Origin of the sequence: Pararhizobium sp. LjRoot238 (assembly GCF_964252955.1) — a bacterium.
GTDB lineage: Bacteria > Pseudomonadota > Alphaproteobacteria > Rhizobiales > Rhizobiaceae > Pararhizobium.
The window spans coordinates 1,308,404-1,322,354 of record NZ_CAXUPP020000001.1; the positions used below are offsets into that span (position 1 = coordinate 1,308,404).

Below are 13,951 nucleotides of genomic sequence, written 5' to 3' on the forward strand. Positions count from 1 at the left end.
CATCGGAGTCACAGCTGTGAGACGCGCGGTGAAACGCTATATGGCATATAATCACGTTGGGTATCGGGTCCGAACGAGGATGTTTAGGCGGTGAACCATCAACACGATGAGATAGTGGCAGGCACGATCTATGCCTTGTCATCCGGCGGGCTTCCGTCTGGCGTTGCTGTGATCCGTATCAGTGGTCCGCAAACGCGGTCGGCGCTCGAACGGCTGTGTGGATCGGCGCCTAGTCCAAGACAGGCGACGCTGCGGTCGATTCGCAATCGAAACAATGACGTCCTGGACCAGGGCTTGGTGCTCTATTTCCCCGCGCCCGCTTCTTTCACAGGAGAGGACTGTGCGGAGCTCCAGGTTCATGGCGGGCGTGCCGTGGTCGATGCCATCCTGACCGAACTTTCCGTTGTTCCAGGATTGAAACATGCGGAGCCGGGAGAATTTTCGCGGCGCGCCTTTCACAATGGCAAGCTCGACCTTGTGGAGATTGAGGGCCTGGCTGATCTGATTGCCGCGGAAACCGAGATGCAGCGGCGCCTAGCACAGGAGCATTCGAGCGGACATCTCTCGGCGCTTTATCAGGGCTGGGCGCGCCGGCTCATCCATGCAAGGGCAATGATCGAAGCCGAGCTTGATTTCGCCGATGAGGATGACGTTCCGGGCTCGGTGGCGGAGTCCATCTGGGTCGATATGCAGGCCCTGCGCAAGGCGATCGATGAGCATTTGGCTGGCGCCGGTACGGCGGAAATCATCCGCGACGGGCTGAAAATCGTCATTGCTGGCGAACCGAACGCGGGAAAATCGAGCCTGCTCAACTACCTCGCCCGCCGGGATGTTGCGATCGTCACCGATATAGCCGGGACCACCAGAGACGTGCTGTCAATTGATCTTTCCTTAGCCGGATTCTCCGTTCGCCTCTTTGACACCGCCGGGCTTCGGCCCACCGTCGACGTGGTCGAGAAAGAGGGTGTCCGGCGTGCCTATATGACGCTCGAGCAGGCAGACGTAATCCTGTTGCTGGCTGACACCCCGGGTGGATTTCCGGAAATGGGGGGGCCTAACGCGTCCAAGCCGGTTATTCGCATCGGCACCAAGATTGATCGCAATGCCGTTTTGTGGGATAAGGCTGACTTCGATGTCCTGATATCGACGACGACGGGCGCCGGGATTGACCGGCTTATCGAACAACTGAAAAGCCACCTACCCGACGTGTCGGGCAACACGGCGTTGTCATTGCCGTCCCGGAAGAGGCACGTCAATTGTCTTGAACAGGCCCGCGACGCAATCGATATGAGTTTGGCGCAATCTAATCGCGGCCTCGATATTCAGGCGGAATATCTCCGGCAGGCGGGCGATGCGCTTGGCCGAATTACCGGACGGGTGGATGTGGAAGATCTCCTGGATGTGATTTTCTCCGAGTTCTGTATCGGCAAATGAGTTGCAGCCGACAATACAACGTGCGCGAGTCTCTCTGGATGTTTCACGTGAAACGATTCGGGCCCGATTTGATACCGTGATGGAGACGGTTGGTATGATTGATTACGATGTCATTGTCATTGGCGGCGGCCATGCGGGCTGCGAAGCCGCAAGTGCTGCTGTTCGTTTGGGCGCGCGAACCGCACTTGTCACCCACAAGCGGGACACGATCGGGGTGATGTCGTGCAATCCCGCGATTGGTGGCCTGGGCAAGGGCCACCTTGTCCGCGAGATCGATGCGATGGATGGGCTAATGGGCCGGGTCGCTGACGCTGCTGGCATACAGTTCCGTCTACTCAATCGCCGTAAAGGCCCTGCCGTTCGTGGCCCGCGCACGCAAGCTGATCGAAAACTCTACCGGCTCGCAATGCAGGCTGAGATCCGATCCATCAACCTAGATGTCATCGAGGGCGACGCCTTTGATCTCCGGCTCCAGGACGGCCGGGTAAGCGGCGTTGTTCTCGCCGTCGGACGTTTGCTGAGTTGTGGCGCGGCGGTTTTGACGACAGGAACGTTCCTGCGGGGCCTCATCCATATCGGCAACCGGAAAATTCCCGCCGGTCGCGTTGGAGAGGCGCCTTCTGTGGGCCTGTCCGCCACGCTTGAAGGCTTCGGTCTGCGACTCGGCCGCTTGAAGACTGGTACGCCGGCACGGTTGGACGGAAAGACGATTGATTGGCAGTCCATCGGTAGTCAAAGCGCGGACGAGGACCCCGTGCCGTTCTCGTTTATGACCGACCGGATTGCCAATCGACAGATCGATTGCGGCGTCACGCGAACCACGGCGGCAACGCATCAGATCATCGCCGATAACCTCAATAAATCCGCGATGTATTCCGGCCAGATTGAAGGCGTCGGACCGCGCTATTGCCCATCGATCGAAGACAAGATCGTCAAGTTCGGCGAACGCGACGGCCATCAGATTTTCCTGGAGCCCGAAGGCCTGGATGACGATACCGTTTATCCCAATGGCATTTCGACTTCGCTGCCCGAAGATGTTCAGGACGCTTTCATTCGCACCATTCCCGGTTTGGAGCGGGTCTCAATCCTGCAGGCGGGCTATGCGATCGAATATGACCACGTCGATCCCCGTGAGCTCTCGGCTTCGCTGGAAGTGAGGAAGATCCCCGGCCTGTTCCTGGCGGGCCAGATCAATGGCACGACCGGCTATGAAGAAGCCGGTGCTCAAGGGCTGGTGGCCGGACTTAACGCCGCGCTCCTCTGCGGCGGAAGCGCCGCCTATCAATTCAGCCGGACGAACTCCTATATTGGCGTGATGATCGACGACCTCACGTCGCGGGGTGTCGCCGAGCCCTATCGTATGTTTACGTCTCGCGCGGAGTACAGGTTGTCCTTGCGAGCCGACAACGCCGATGTCCGACTGACACCCGAAGCGATATCCCTTGGCTGCGTTTCGACGGAACGCGCGGCGAAGTTCGAAGCCTGGCTTGCGGCGTTCGAGTCCAGCCGTCAGATGCTGCAGTCTCTGACTGTGACGCCGACCGAAGGTCGCGCTCACGGTCTCAAGCTCAATCTCGACGGTCAGCGCCGTTCCGCGTTTGAACTCCTGTCCTATGCTGAACATAGCGTCCAGTCACTCAGCGCGGTATGGCCGGAACTTGCCGAGCTCGATCCCAAGCTGGCTGAAGCGCTTGAGATCGACGCGACCTACGCGGTTTATATGGATCGTCAAGCCGCGGATATCGCCGGTGTTCAACGGGAAGAAAGCCGGGTTATTCCGGAGGAATTTGATTTTCAGTCGCTATCGGGTCTTTCCAACGAGTTGAAGCAGAAACTCATCGCGGCAATGCCGCGCAATCTTGCCCAAGCGATGAAGGTCGACGGCATCACACCATCTGCCATCTCCCTGATTCTTGCGCATATTCGCAAGAGTGAACCGGCGTCAGTTGCATATTCCAGGCAGGCGATTCAATGACTGCGAGTCCTTCCCGTGACCTGAACGGATTGCGTGTTTCACGTGAAACGTCCGAGAAACTTGAGAATTTTTCGGTGCTTTTCCAGAAATGGGCAAAGTCAATTAACCTGGTCGCACCGTCGACCCTGTCCGATTTCTGGCAACGCCACATCGCGGACAGCGCGCAAATCTTTCAGCTATTTCCGGGTCCGAAACGATGGGTAGACCTCGGTAGCGGCGGTGGATTCCCCGGCATCATCACGGCGATCTTTCTCGCGGAACTGGGAGACGGATGGGTTCACTTGGTTGAAAGCAACAATAAGAAGGCGGCTTTTCTTCGTGTTGCGTTGCATGAGACCGGTGCGCGCGGTTCCGTGCATCCGATTCGCATCGCGGACGCCGCCAAGGTTATCCCGGAATGCGATGCTATCTCTGCCAGGGCGCTCGCGGATCTGCCTCAGTTGCTGGATTATTGTACGCCATGGATGATGACCGACAGAAAACCGCATGCATTCTTCCACAAAGGCCGGGATTATCAGCAGGAAGTCGACAAAGCCGTTGGCCGCTTTCAATTTGATCTGGTAAAACACAGAAGCGTTGTCGAACCGGATTCTGTGGTACTCGAAATCGCAAATCTTTCGCGGAAAAATCAATAACGGCGGACTGTGGGCATGACAGGCGAAAAGAACCGGATCATCACCATCGCCAATCAGAAGGGCGGTGTTGGCAAAACCACAACTGCCATCAATCTCGCGACGGCTTTGGCAGCGATTGGCGAAAAGGTTCTGATTGTCGATCTCGACCCGCAAGGCAATGCCAGCACAGGCTTGGGTATTCAGCGACGCGACCGCAAGCTTTCATCCTACGAACTGATGATCGGTTCGCATGGGATCGATGAGATCGTGCAGGAGACCGTCGTTCCCAACCTGTTTATCATCCCTTCCACGATGGACTTGCTTGGCGTCGAGATGGAGATTTCGCGCGAGAGCGACCGGGTCTTCCGGCTCCGCAAGGCGCTCGCATCGCCCGAAGCGCTTGCATATTCCTATGTTCTCGTCGACTGCCCCCCGTCGTTCAACCTTCTGACGATGAATGCAATGGCGGCAGCTCATTCGGTGCTGGTGCCGCTCCAATGCGAGTTTTTCGCGCTCGAGGGATTGAGCCAGCTCCTGGAAACCGTCGATCAGGTTCGCCGGTCCGTCAATCCGGCGCTCGACATCCAGGGCATCGTGTTGACGATGTTTGATTCCCGCAACAATTTGGCCCAGCAGGTCGTCAACGATGTGCGCACCCATTTGGGTGAGAAGGTCTATCATACGCTGATCCCGCGCAATGTTCGGGTTTCCGAGGCTCCGTCCTATGGTAAACCGGCGATCCTTTACGACCTGAAATGCGCCGGCAGCCAAGCTTACCTCCAATTGGCATCCGAAGTGATTCAGCGCGAAAGGCAGCGGAAGGCCGCCTGACAGCGATCGATTCGACATCGTAACGATAAGTGTGAGTGCAAACGATGAATGACGACAGTTCGAGAAGAAGACTTGGCCGCGGTCTTGCGGCCTTGATTGGCGAAATGGACCAGCCTCTGCAGGTCACTGGTCCAGCTGCACCCGTCAATGCCGACCGGCGTATTCCGATCGAATTTGTCGCCCGTAACCCGCGCAACCCGCGCCGCTCCTTCGATGAGGCGGAACTGCAGGATCTGGCGAGCTCGATCCGCCAGCATGGCATCGTCCAGCCGGTCGTCGTGCGCACGATTGCCGATGAACGCTATGAAATTATTGCTGGCGAACGCCGCTGGCGCGCGGCCCAGCTTGCCGGCTTTACCGATATCCCGGTGATCGTCCGCGACGTGGATGACCGGACGGCGCTCGAGATCGCGATTGTCGAAAACGTTCAGCGATCGGATCTCAATCCTCTGGAAGAGGCGCTCGGCTACGACCAGCTGATCGCCGAGCACGGTTATACCCAGAATGATCTTGGCGAAATCATCGGCAAGAGCCGTAGCCATGTCGCCAACAGTCTTCGTTTGCTGAAGCTGCCGGAACCTGTCCGCGATATGCTGTCTTCCGGCACCCTTTCGGCCGGCCACGCTCGGGCCCTCATCCCGACGTCCGACCCGGTCGGCTTGGCGCGTTCGATTGTAGCGAAAGGCATGTCCGTGCGCGATGCGGAACGCCTGGCGCAGAACGATATCCGCGCCCAGAACGACCCCAACTATGGCAAGCCTTCGCATAAGGAGGAAAAGGACGCCGACACCCTGGCGCTGGAGAGAACGCTCTCCGATAGCCTTGGGCTCGACGTGACCGTCAATCACAAAGCAACCGGCGGCCAGTTGCGCATTTCCTATAAAACGCTCGATCAGCTTGAAGAAATCTGCCGGCTGCTCGAGCGGCGGTAGTATCATTTCGGATACGAAACGCTTAGAAATTCAGATTATATATCAACCTGATAAGAAAACTATCGCCGCGCCGACTGCAAGGTGATGGCCAACAGTGTCTGCATGGCGATGCTTTCTTCCAGGCTTTGCCGGGCGCGGCTCTGGAAAATCGCCGTTTGCAGGCGGCCGAGTTCCCGCCGGATCGCGGGTAAAGTCCAGGTCTTCAGCGCTTCCTCGATGAGCGGCTTGCGGCGGAAATGGATGTGACGGCCCAGCGTCGCGACAACCTGGGCGGGCTGCTGGCGCTTGTCGTCCATCTCCGCCCGCATCAGGTCGAGAAGCTGAAACTGCCTCAGGCAGGCCTGCAGGACGAGGAAGATTGCTGTCCTGGAGGCCGTTATCTTGCGAATGGCATGCTGGAGACCGTCGACGTCGCCCTTGAGGACCGCATCGATCGCATCATCGACCGAAATGCCGCTGGCGTCGCCCACGATCTCGGACACGTGGTCCTCCTCGATCGTGCCCAAGCCGCGGCAGTAGAGTGCCAGCTTGCGGATCTCGTTGCGGGAGGCAATGCGATCGCCGCCCAGCGCCTCGTTCAGCCGCTCCCGCGCGGCGGGCGTAATCCGCAGGCCTTCCTGGCCAAGTTCCTGGTCGATCAGGCTATTCAATGCGCGCGCGTCATCGCTGTAACAGGCAACGGAGATGACCGAACGAGCGGTTTCGCCGATCTTTCGGACGCCAGTCCCCTTTTTGAGGTCGCCAGCCTCGATGATCACATAACTGCCGCCGGGGGGCTGCTGCGCCAATGCGGAGAAACTGTCGACAAGCGTTTTTTCAGTGCCCGACGCACGGATCCAGACGAGTTTTTCGCCGCCGAAAAGACCGATCGTATTGACCTCGTCCAGCAAGCGGCCAGGGCTTTGCTGCAGGTCGGAGCCGTCGAGCTTGATCAGGGAGAACGGGTCGTCGAGCGCCACGCCGCTCTTTGCTGCGATCTGGCCGGCACGTTCGGAAACAAGGCCGCGATCCGGTCCGTAGACGAGATAGAGCCTGTTGTCCTTGAGCGGCCGCTGGAGAAACCCATCGAACTCATGCGACTTGATTTCGGTCATGCCGCCACCCTGCTCAGCGGCCGAGCGCCGCCGCTATGTCCGCCCGGATGATTTCGGCCAGTTCCTTGGCCGCGCGCTTTTCCGCGTCGCGCGTGGCGCGAACCTTGGCGAATTCCTGTTCGGGGAAGTCGACGGGTGCGACGGCACTGCGATTTCCGGAACGGACAGTTTCGCCGCTATCTGCGCGCGTCAGGTTGTAGTCGGCCCTGACGACGACACGGCCCGCGCCGGCGGTGTCGGATTCCTGGTCGTACAGCACACCCATAACCTCACTGGTGACGTTGAGCGCCATCCTGTACTCCGGATTGGCCGGCTCACCGGCACCACCCGATGTCAGAAACACAAGCGCGTTGCGGACTTCCTGCTCGACGCGGTCGTCGGCATCGGAAATCTCGATCGAGGCGAGCGCCTTTGCCGGCTTTCCCTGCGGTCCCTCCGAATAGAGCGGCTTCACCTGGCAGCCCGCGAGGGCTACGATGGTGCCAATTGCCAGAAGTTGCGTGTATCTTTGAGCTTTTTCAGACAACGACATTCACAATCCTCTGGGGCACGACGATGATTTTCTTCGGGCTTTGGCCATTCAGCGCGGCCTTGACGGGATCGAGGGCGAGCACGGCGCTCTCGATCGCAGTCTGATCTGCGTCGCGCGCAATTGTCAAATCGCCGCGCTTCTTGCCGTTGATCTGGACCGGCATCGTCACATCGTTCTCGGCAACCAGCGCCTCGCTGTAGGCCGGCCACGCTGTCTGCGCCACCAGACCCGTACCACTGATTTCCTGCCAGCACTGCTCGGCAAGATGCGGCGTCATCGGCGCGACCAGACTGATCAGGATCGCGGTCGCGTCCTTGACGGCAGCGATCGTCTCAGCGTCGGCGGTCCCTTCGGCTACCTGCGTCAGCGGATTTGCGAGGGTATTGACGAGTTCATAAAGCCGCGCCACGGCCTTGTTGAAGGCCAGCTTGTCATAGTCCGCCTGGACAGCCTTGAGCGTCTTGTGGGCGAACTGTGAGATCGCCAATGCAGGACCGCTGGAAGCGGGCTTTGCCTCGATGGCCTTCAGCGCGCCGGATGCTTCCGAGACCAGCCGCCACAGGCGCTGCACGAAGCGGTGCGCGCCTTCGACGCCGGCTTCCGACCAGATGACGTCGCGATCCGGCGGAGAATCGGAGAGAACGAAGAAGCGCGCTGTGTCGGCGCCGTAGGAGGCGATGATGTCGTCGGGATCGACGACATTCTTCTTCGATTTCGACATCTTCTCGATCGAGCCGATGGTGATCGGTTCGCCGGTTTCGATCAACGTTGCCTGGCGTTTGCCGTCGACTTCCTCGATCTGGATTTCGGCCGGTGTGATCCACTCGCGCTGAGCGCCCTCGCCGCGGCTATAGGTCTCGTGCACGACCATACCTTGGGTAAAGAGGCCCTTGAACGGCTCGTCGAGGCCGGCATGGCCGGTCGCCTTCATCGCCCGGGTAAAGAACCGCGAATAAAGCAGATGCAAAATCGCGTGCTCGATGCCGCCGATATACTGGTCGACCGGCAGCCAGCGGTCGACGACGGCCGGATTAGTCGGATTGTCCTCCCACGGCGCGGTAAAGCGGGCGAAATACCAGGAGGAATCGACGAAGGTATCCATCGTGTCGGTTTCGCGCCGCGCATCCTTGCCGCATTGCGGGCAAGCCACATGGCGCCATGTCGGATGGCGGTCGAGCGGATTGCCCGGCTTGTCGAAGGTCACATCGTCAGGCAGTTTCACCGGCAGATCGGCCTTCGGCACGGGCAGCACGCCGCAGTCGTCGCAATGGATGACCGGGATCGGGCAGCCCCAGTAGCGCTGGCGCGAGATACCCCAGTCGCGCAGACGGAAATTGACCTTGCGCTCGGCCTGCGGTTCGCCAGCGAACTTCGTGTTCTCCAGCGTCGAGGTGACCTTCTCGAAGGCTTCCTCGATCGACAGGCCATCGAGGAAGCGCGAATTGATCATCACGCCGTCGCCGCCATACGCCTCGTCTTCAATCGTGAAACTCGCCGCGTCGCCATCCTTCGGCATCACCACGGCAACGACCGGCAGGCCGTATTTGCGGGCGAAGTCGAGGTCGCGCTGGTCGCCGGAGGGGCAGCCGAAGATGGCGCCGGTGCCGTAGTCCATCAGGACGAAATTGGCAACGTAGACCGGCAGCTCCCAGCTCGGATCAAGCGGATGCTTGACCCGGATGCCGGTGTCCATGCCCTTCTTCTCAGCCGTTTCAAGCGCGGCCAGCGACGTGCCCGCGCGGCGGCATTCGTCGCAGAAAGCCGCGATCTCGGCGTTCGCGGCAGCGGCCTGCTGGGCCAGCGGGTGATCGGCGGCAATTGCCAGGAAGGAGGCGCCAAACAGCGTGTCCGGCCGCGTCGTGTAGACCGTCACCTCAGATGCGTCAGCGCCTGTACCTGGAACAATTTCCCAGCGGATCGTCAAGCCTTCGGAACGGCCGATCCAGTTCTTCTGCATCAGCCGAACCTTCTCCGGCCACTGGTCGAGCGTGTCCAGCGAATCAAGCAGATCCTGGCTGAAATCGGTGATGCGGAAGAACCACTGCGTCAGTTCGCGTTGCTCCACCAGCGCGCCGGAGCGCCAGCCGCGGCCGTCGATGACCTGCTCGTTGGCGAGAACAGTGTTGTCGACCGGATCCCAATTGACCTTCGATTGCTTGCGGTAGACGAGACCTTTTTCCAGGAAATCCAGGAACAGGTGTTGTTGTCGCTGGTAATAATCGACATCGCAGGTGGCGAACTCACGCGACCAGTCGAGCGACAGGCCCATGACCTTCAGCTGCGCCTTCATCGAAGCGATGTTCTGATAGGTCCAGGACGCCGGGTGCACGCCGCGTTCCATCGCCGCGTTTTCGGCCGGCATGCCGAAGGCGTCCCAGCCCATCGGATGCAGCACGTTGTACCCACGGGCGCGCTTGTAGCGGGCAACGACGTCGCCCATCGCATAGTTGCGCACATGGCCCATATGGATGCGGCCCGACGGATAGGGAAACATCTCGAGCACGTAATATTTTTCGCGCGGATCGTCGTTGTTGGTGGTGAAGACGTCTTTCTGGTCCCATTCCTGTTGCCAGCGGGGTTCAGCATCGCGCGGATTGTAACGTTCGGTAGCCATATGATCGATGTTCCGGAAATTGGGCGAGGGGAAATCATCCCCTCCGATATTTGGCGTGACCTTCACCATGAAACAAGCGTAGCGTCAAGTTTTGGAAGGCTTTGCGGGCAAAACTTTGGGCCATTCGGCCATGCGCCGGCGATAACGGCTTGGCATCTGCGCCATGTTTGACTATTGCGCCAAAAGACTGTCTTCCCGAAGCACGGAAGACCGGCGCGTTAGAAGAATTTTGGTGGAGACGGTGGTGATGAGCGTGGAAGAACGGTTGAACGATGTCCTGAGCCGGATTCGCGACGCAGAGCTTAGCGCCAATCGGCTTGCCGGCTCCGTCTCCCTGGTTGCCGTTTCGAAGACGTTCGACGCTGAGGCGATCCGCCCGGTGATTGAGGCCGGACAGCGGGTCTTTGGCGAAAACCGGGTGCAGGAAGCGCAGGGCAAATGGCCGGAGCTTCGCGCGGAGACCCCCGGCATCCAACTCCATCTGATCGGCCCGCTGCAGTCCAACAAGGCCGCGGACGCCGTTGCCCTCTTCGACGTCATCGAAACCATTGACCGCGAGAAGATCGCAAGAGCCGTCGCGGCCGAGATCGCCCGCCAAAGCAAGCCGGTTCGTCTCTATGTCCAGGTCAACACCGGCTTGGAGCCGCAAAAAGCCGGCATTGCGCCGGATGATACCGTTGCCTTCGTCACGCTTTGCCGTGAAACGATCGGCATTCCGATCGACGGCCTGATGTGCATTCCGCCGGCGGATGAGAATCCCGGGCCGCATTTCGCGCTGCTGGCCAAACTTGCCGCGCGCTGTGGGCTCAAAAAGCTGTCCATGGGCATGTCCGGCGATTTCGATGTGGCCGTCCAGTTCGGCGCGACCAGCGTGCGCGTCGGCTCCGCGATCTTCGGCACCCGTTGATCTAGCGCTTTCGTCTGGCTTCTCGCCGCTTCCGCAATCTCTTAATGTTTCATCCTGGAGGCCGGTTGATCCCGGTTTGGGAGTGGAGGAGACGGATATGGCGAGCAGCTATTCCGACGTGTACGACGCATGGAAGCAGGATCCGGAATCATTCTGGGCCAGGGCAGCAGAGGATATCGACTGGCTCCGGTGGCCGGAGCGCGGTTTCGATCCCGACCGGGGCGTTTACGGCCATTGGTTTACCGGCGGCGAAACGAATACCTGCTTCAACTGTCTGGATCGCCAGGTCGCATCGGGCCGCGCTGATCAGCCGGCCTTGATCTACGATAGTCCCGTTACCGGTACGGTCGAACATTGGACCTATGGAGCCATACTCGAGGAGGTCGTTGCGCTTGCGGCTGTCTATCGTGACCTCGGCGTAGAAAAGGGTGACCGGATCATCATTTATATGCCGATGATTCCGCAGGCGGCGTTTGCCATGTTGGCAGCCGCGCGCATTGGTGCCGTGCACTCCGTCGTCTTCGGCGGTTTCGCGGCAAACGAGCTTGCCACGCGCATTAGCGATAGTGCGGCAAAGCTGATTGTTTCCGCCAGTTGCGGCATCGAAGGCGGCCGCGCCATTGCCTACAAACCTCTCCTCGACGCCGCGATCGATATCAGCGCGCACAAACCGGATCGCTGCCTCGTCTACCAGCGGAAGGAACTCCAGGCAGAGCTCAATCCGGATCGGGATATCGATTTCGCATCCGCGGTCGGCGAGGCGAAGCGGAGTGGAAACGATGTGGCCTGCACGCCGGTTCTCGCGACCGATCCGCTCTATATTCTCTACACCTCCGGAACGACCGGGCAGCCCAAGGGCGTGGTGCGCGACAATGGCGGCCATATGGTCGCGCTCCGCTGGTCGATGCAGTATTTCTTCGGCCTGAAGCCGGGCGAAGTTTTCTGGGCTGCGTCCGATATCGGCTGGGTCGTCGGCCATTCCTATATCGTCTATGGACCGCTCCTCAACGGCAGCACGTCCGTGCTCTACGAAGGCAAGCCCGTGGGCACGCCCGATGCGGGCGCTTACTGGCGGGTCATCGAACGGCACGGTGTCACCAGGCTGTTCACCGCGCCGACGGCTTTCCGTGCCATCCGCAAGGAGGACCCGCAGGGAGAACTGATCCGCCGGCATGATATTTCATCCCTGCAAGCCCTCTTTCTTGCCGGCGAGCGCGCCGATCCGGATACCGTTGCCTGGGCGGAGGCGAAGCTCAGGGTCCCCGTCATCGACAATTGGTGGCAGACGGAAACCGGTTGGCCGGTGGCCGGAAATCCGATCGGCCTCGGTCTCCTGCCGGTCAAATATGGGTCCGCGGCGGTGCCCCTGCCCGGTTATCACGTCCAGATCCTGGACGACGCCGGACATTCGGTCAGCGTCGGAACCCTCGGCAATGTCGTGATCAAGCTGCCGTTGCCTCCTGGCTGCCTGTCGACGTTCTGGAATGCGGACGAGCGTTTTCGCGAGAACTGCCTATCCGAATTCCCGGGGTACTACCGCACGGCGGATGCCGGCTATATCGATGACGACGGCTACATCTTCATCATGTCGCGCACCGACGATATCATCAATGTGGCCGGCCACCGCCTGTCCACGGGGTCGATGGAAGAGATCTGCGCCAGCCACACGGATGTCGCCGAATGCGCGGTGATCGGCGTCGCCGATGCGATCAAGGGCCAGATCCCGGCCGGCTTCCTCGTCATCAACGCCAATGTTTCCCGTGAAACAGCCGAAATCGAGAGGGAAGTCGTTGCCCTCGTGCGGGAACGTCTCGGCCCCGTCGCTGCGTTCAAGACGGCAATCTGCGTCAAACGCCTTCCGAAAACCCGCTCGGGAAAAATCCTGCGTGGCACGATGCAGAAGATCGCCGATAGCGAAAGCTGGAAGATGCCGGCGACGATCGACGACCCGGCCGTGCTGGAAGAGATTTCGGCGGCGCTGAAGTCACGCGGCTACTGCATAATTCCTTAAATCGTAATCGATTTAAGGACAAAATTATGCAGCAGATCAAAGTGTTACAGCGCCCTTAGCGCGTCTTAAAAAGACGCGCGGCGCTGTAGGTGGTTAGCCGGATTCGCGGAAACGTCCGGCAAGACCGCAAAACCAGTCCCGGAATTTGACGGCGGCGGCGCTGGCCGGCCTCGCGGTGACCAGAAAATAGCTTTCGTCCGTCAAGGTCTCGATATCGGAGAGAATGACGAGATCGCCATTGTCGAGTTCACGGCGAAATACCTCCGTCGGGCAGAGCGCAATGCCGTGTCCGGCGATCACGGCTGTGGCCAGCAGATTGAAGTCCTGGAACACCGGGCCGCGCAACGGACCGTCCGGATGCAATCCTGCCGTCCTGCACCAGTTCAGCCAGCGATCCGGCGTCTCGTCATGCAGGAGATCGGCGGCGGCGATCGCCTCGGCAGTGTCGGGCATGCCCCGCTGCGCGAGATAGGCCGGGCTGACAACGGGCCGGTTGGCGCGGGAGAACAGCCAGGTGCTTTCTCGCGTCTCGCTCCGGTCTTCGCCCAGCGTGATCAGGACGTCGCAATCCCCTTCACGAAACCGTTGCTCGCCCATTGCATAGACGACGCGCAGGTTGATGTCTGGATTGGCGCTGAGGAATTCCGGAAGCGCCGGGATGAGCCAGCGCGTGGCGATCGAGGCGATGCAGGCGACGGTAAGCTCGCCCGTCGCCTTCATGCGGAAGGCGCGTGTTTCCGCTTCTATTCGCGCCAGTGATACCGAGAGCGTCTGTGCCAGAACTGTCGCGTCGGGCACGAGCCGGACGGTGCGCTTTTCCCGTAGGAAAAGCGGCCGGCCGAACCAGTCTTCCAGCAGGCGGATCTGATGGCTGACCGCAGCATGGGTGACATGCAGCTCGTCGGCGGCGCGGGAAAAGCTGTTGAGCCGCGCGGCGGCCTCGAAGACGCGCAGTGCGCTGAGCGAAGGCATCATAGTCAAGTTTTCCTCACAGAAACGACGAGAAA

General features: G+C 60.1%; 11 protein-coding genes. 7 read left to right on the top strand and 4 right to left on the bottom strand.

What is annotated here, in order from left to right; translation table 11 throughout:
* Positions 1–111 precede the first annotated feature (111 nt).
* From mnmE to ACSQ3F_RS06560, 5 genes are all read left to right on the top strand, one after another.
* Entirely contained in the window at positions 112–1,434 is a 1,323-nt protein-coding gene (gene mnmE / locus ACSQ3F_RS06540; protein ID WP_436102061.1) for a tRNA uridine-5-carboxymethylaminomethyl(34) synthesis GTPase MnmE, read from the top strand.
* Positions 1,435–1,528: 94 nt separating this feature from the next.
* Positions 1,529–3,409 (top strand): tRNA uridine-5-carboxymethylaminomethyl(34) synthesis enzyme MnmG, encoded by a 1,881-nt coding sequence (mnmG, locus tag ACSQ3F_RS06545; protein ID WP_436102062.1) that lies wholly within the window; start codon positions 1,529–1,531, stop codon positions 3,407–3,409.
* On the top strand, positions 3,406–4,044 hold the full coding sequence (gene rsmG, locus ACSQ3F_RS06550; protein ID WP_436099474.1) for a 16S rRNA (guanine(527)-N(7))-methyltransferase RsmG: 639 nt from the start codon (positions 3,406–3,408) through the stop codon (positions 4,042–4,044). Before mnmG ends, rsmG begins: the two co-directional genes overlap by 4 nt.
* A 15-nt stretch (positions 4,045–4,059) precedes the next feature.
* Positions 4,060–4,854 (top strand): ParA family protein, encoded by a 795-nt coding sequence (locus tag ACSQ3F_RS06555; protein WP_436099475.1) that lies wholly within the window; start codon positions 4,060–4,062, stop codon positions 4,852–4,854.
* Positions 4,855–4,898: 44 nt separating this feature from the next.
* Positions 4,899–5,786 (top strand): ParB/RepB/Spo0J family partition protein, encoded by an 888-nt coding sequence (locus ACSQ3F_RS06560; protein ID WP_436102063.1) that lies wholly within the window; start codon positions 4,899–4,901, stop codon positions 5,784–5,786.
* Positions 5,787–5,845: 59 nt separating this feature from the next.
* Here ACSQ3F_RS06560 and holA read toward each other — a convergent pair whose 3' ends face one another.
* From holA to leuS, 3 genes are read right to left on the bottom strand one after another with little or no spacing between them, the layout of a single operon-like run.
* Positions 5,846–6,880: a DNA polymerase III subunit delta gene (gene holA, locus ACSQ3F_RS06565; RefSeq protein WP_436099476.1), complete on the bottom strand. Its 1,035-nt coding sequence runs from the start codon at positions 6,878–6,880 to the stop codon at positions 5,846–5,848.
* Positions 6,881–6,893: 13 nt separating this feature from the next.
* Positions 6,894–7,412 carry an LPS assembly lipoprotein LptE gene (gene lptE, locus ACSQ3F_RS06570; protein WP_436099477.1) on the bottom strand — a complete coding sequence of 173 codons (519 nt, stop codon included), beginning with the start codon at positions 7,410–7,412 and terminating at the stop codon, positions 6,894–6,896.
* On the bottom strand, positions 7,399–10,026 hold the full coding sequence (gene leuS / locus ACSQ3F_RS06575) for a leucine--tRNA ligase (RefSeq protein WP_436099478.1): 2,628 nt from the start codon (positions 10,024–10,026) through the stop codon (positions 7,399–7,401). The genes lptE and leuS overlap by 14 nt, the downstream gene beginning before the upstream one ends.
* 247 nt (positions 10,027–10,273) lie before the next feature.
* On the opposite strand from leuS, the gene ACSQ3F_RS06580 reads away from it, so the two are divergent.
* On the top strand, positions 10,274–10,933 hold the full coding sequence (locus ACSQ3F_RS06580; RefSeq protein ID WP_436099479.1) for a YggS family pyridoxal phosphate-dependent enzyme: 660 nt from the start codon (positions 10,274–10,276) through the stop codon (positions 10,931–10,933).
* A 97-nt stretch (positions 10,934–11,030) separates the two neighbouring features.
* Positions 11,031–12,944 carry an AMP-binding protein gene (locus tag ACSQ3F_RS06585; protein WP_436099480.1) on the top strand — a complete coding sequence of 638 codons (1,914 nt, stop codon included), beginning with the start codon at positions 11,031–11,033 and terminating at the stop codon, positions 12,942–12,944.
* Positions 12,945–13,037: 93 nt separating this feature from the next.
* Here the strand turns inward: ACSQ3F_RS06585 and ACSQ3F_RS06590 are convergent, their stop codons facing one another.
* On the bottom strand, positions 13,038–13,919 hold the full coding sequence (locus ACSQ3F_RS06590) for a LysR substrate-binding domain-containing protein (protein ID WP_436099481.1): 882 nt from the start codon (positions 13,917–13,919) through the stop codon (positions 13,038–13,040).
* Positions 13,920–13,951 lie beyond the last annotated feature (32 nt).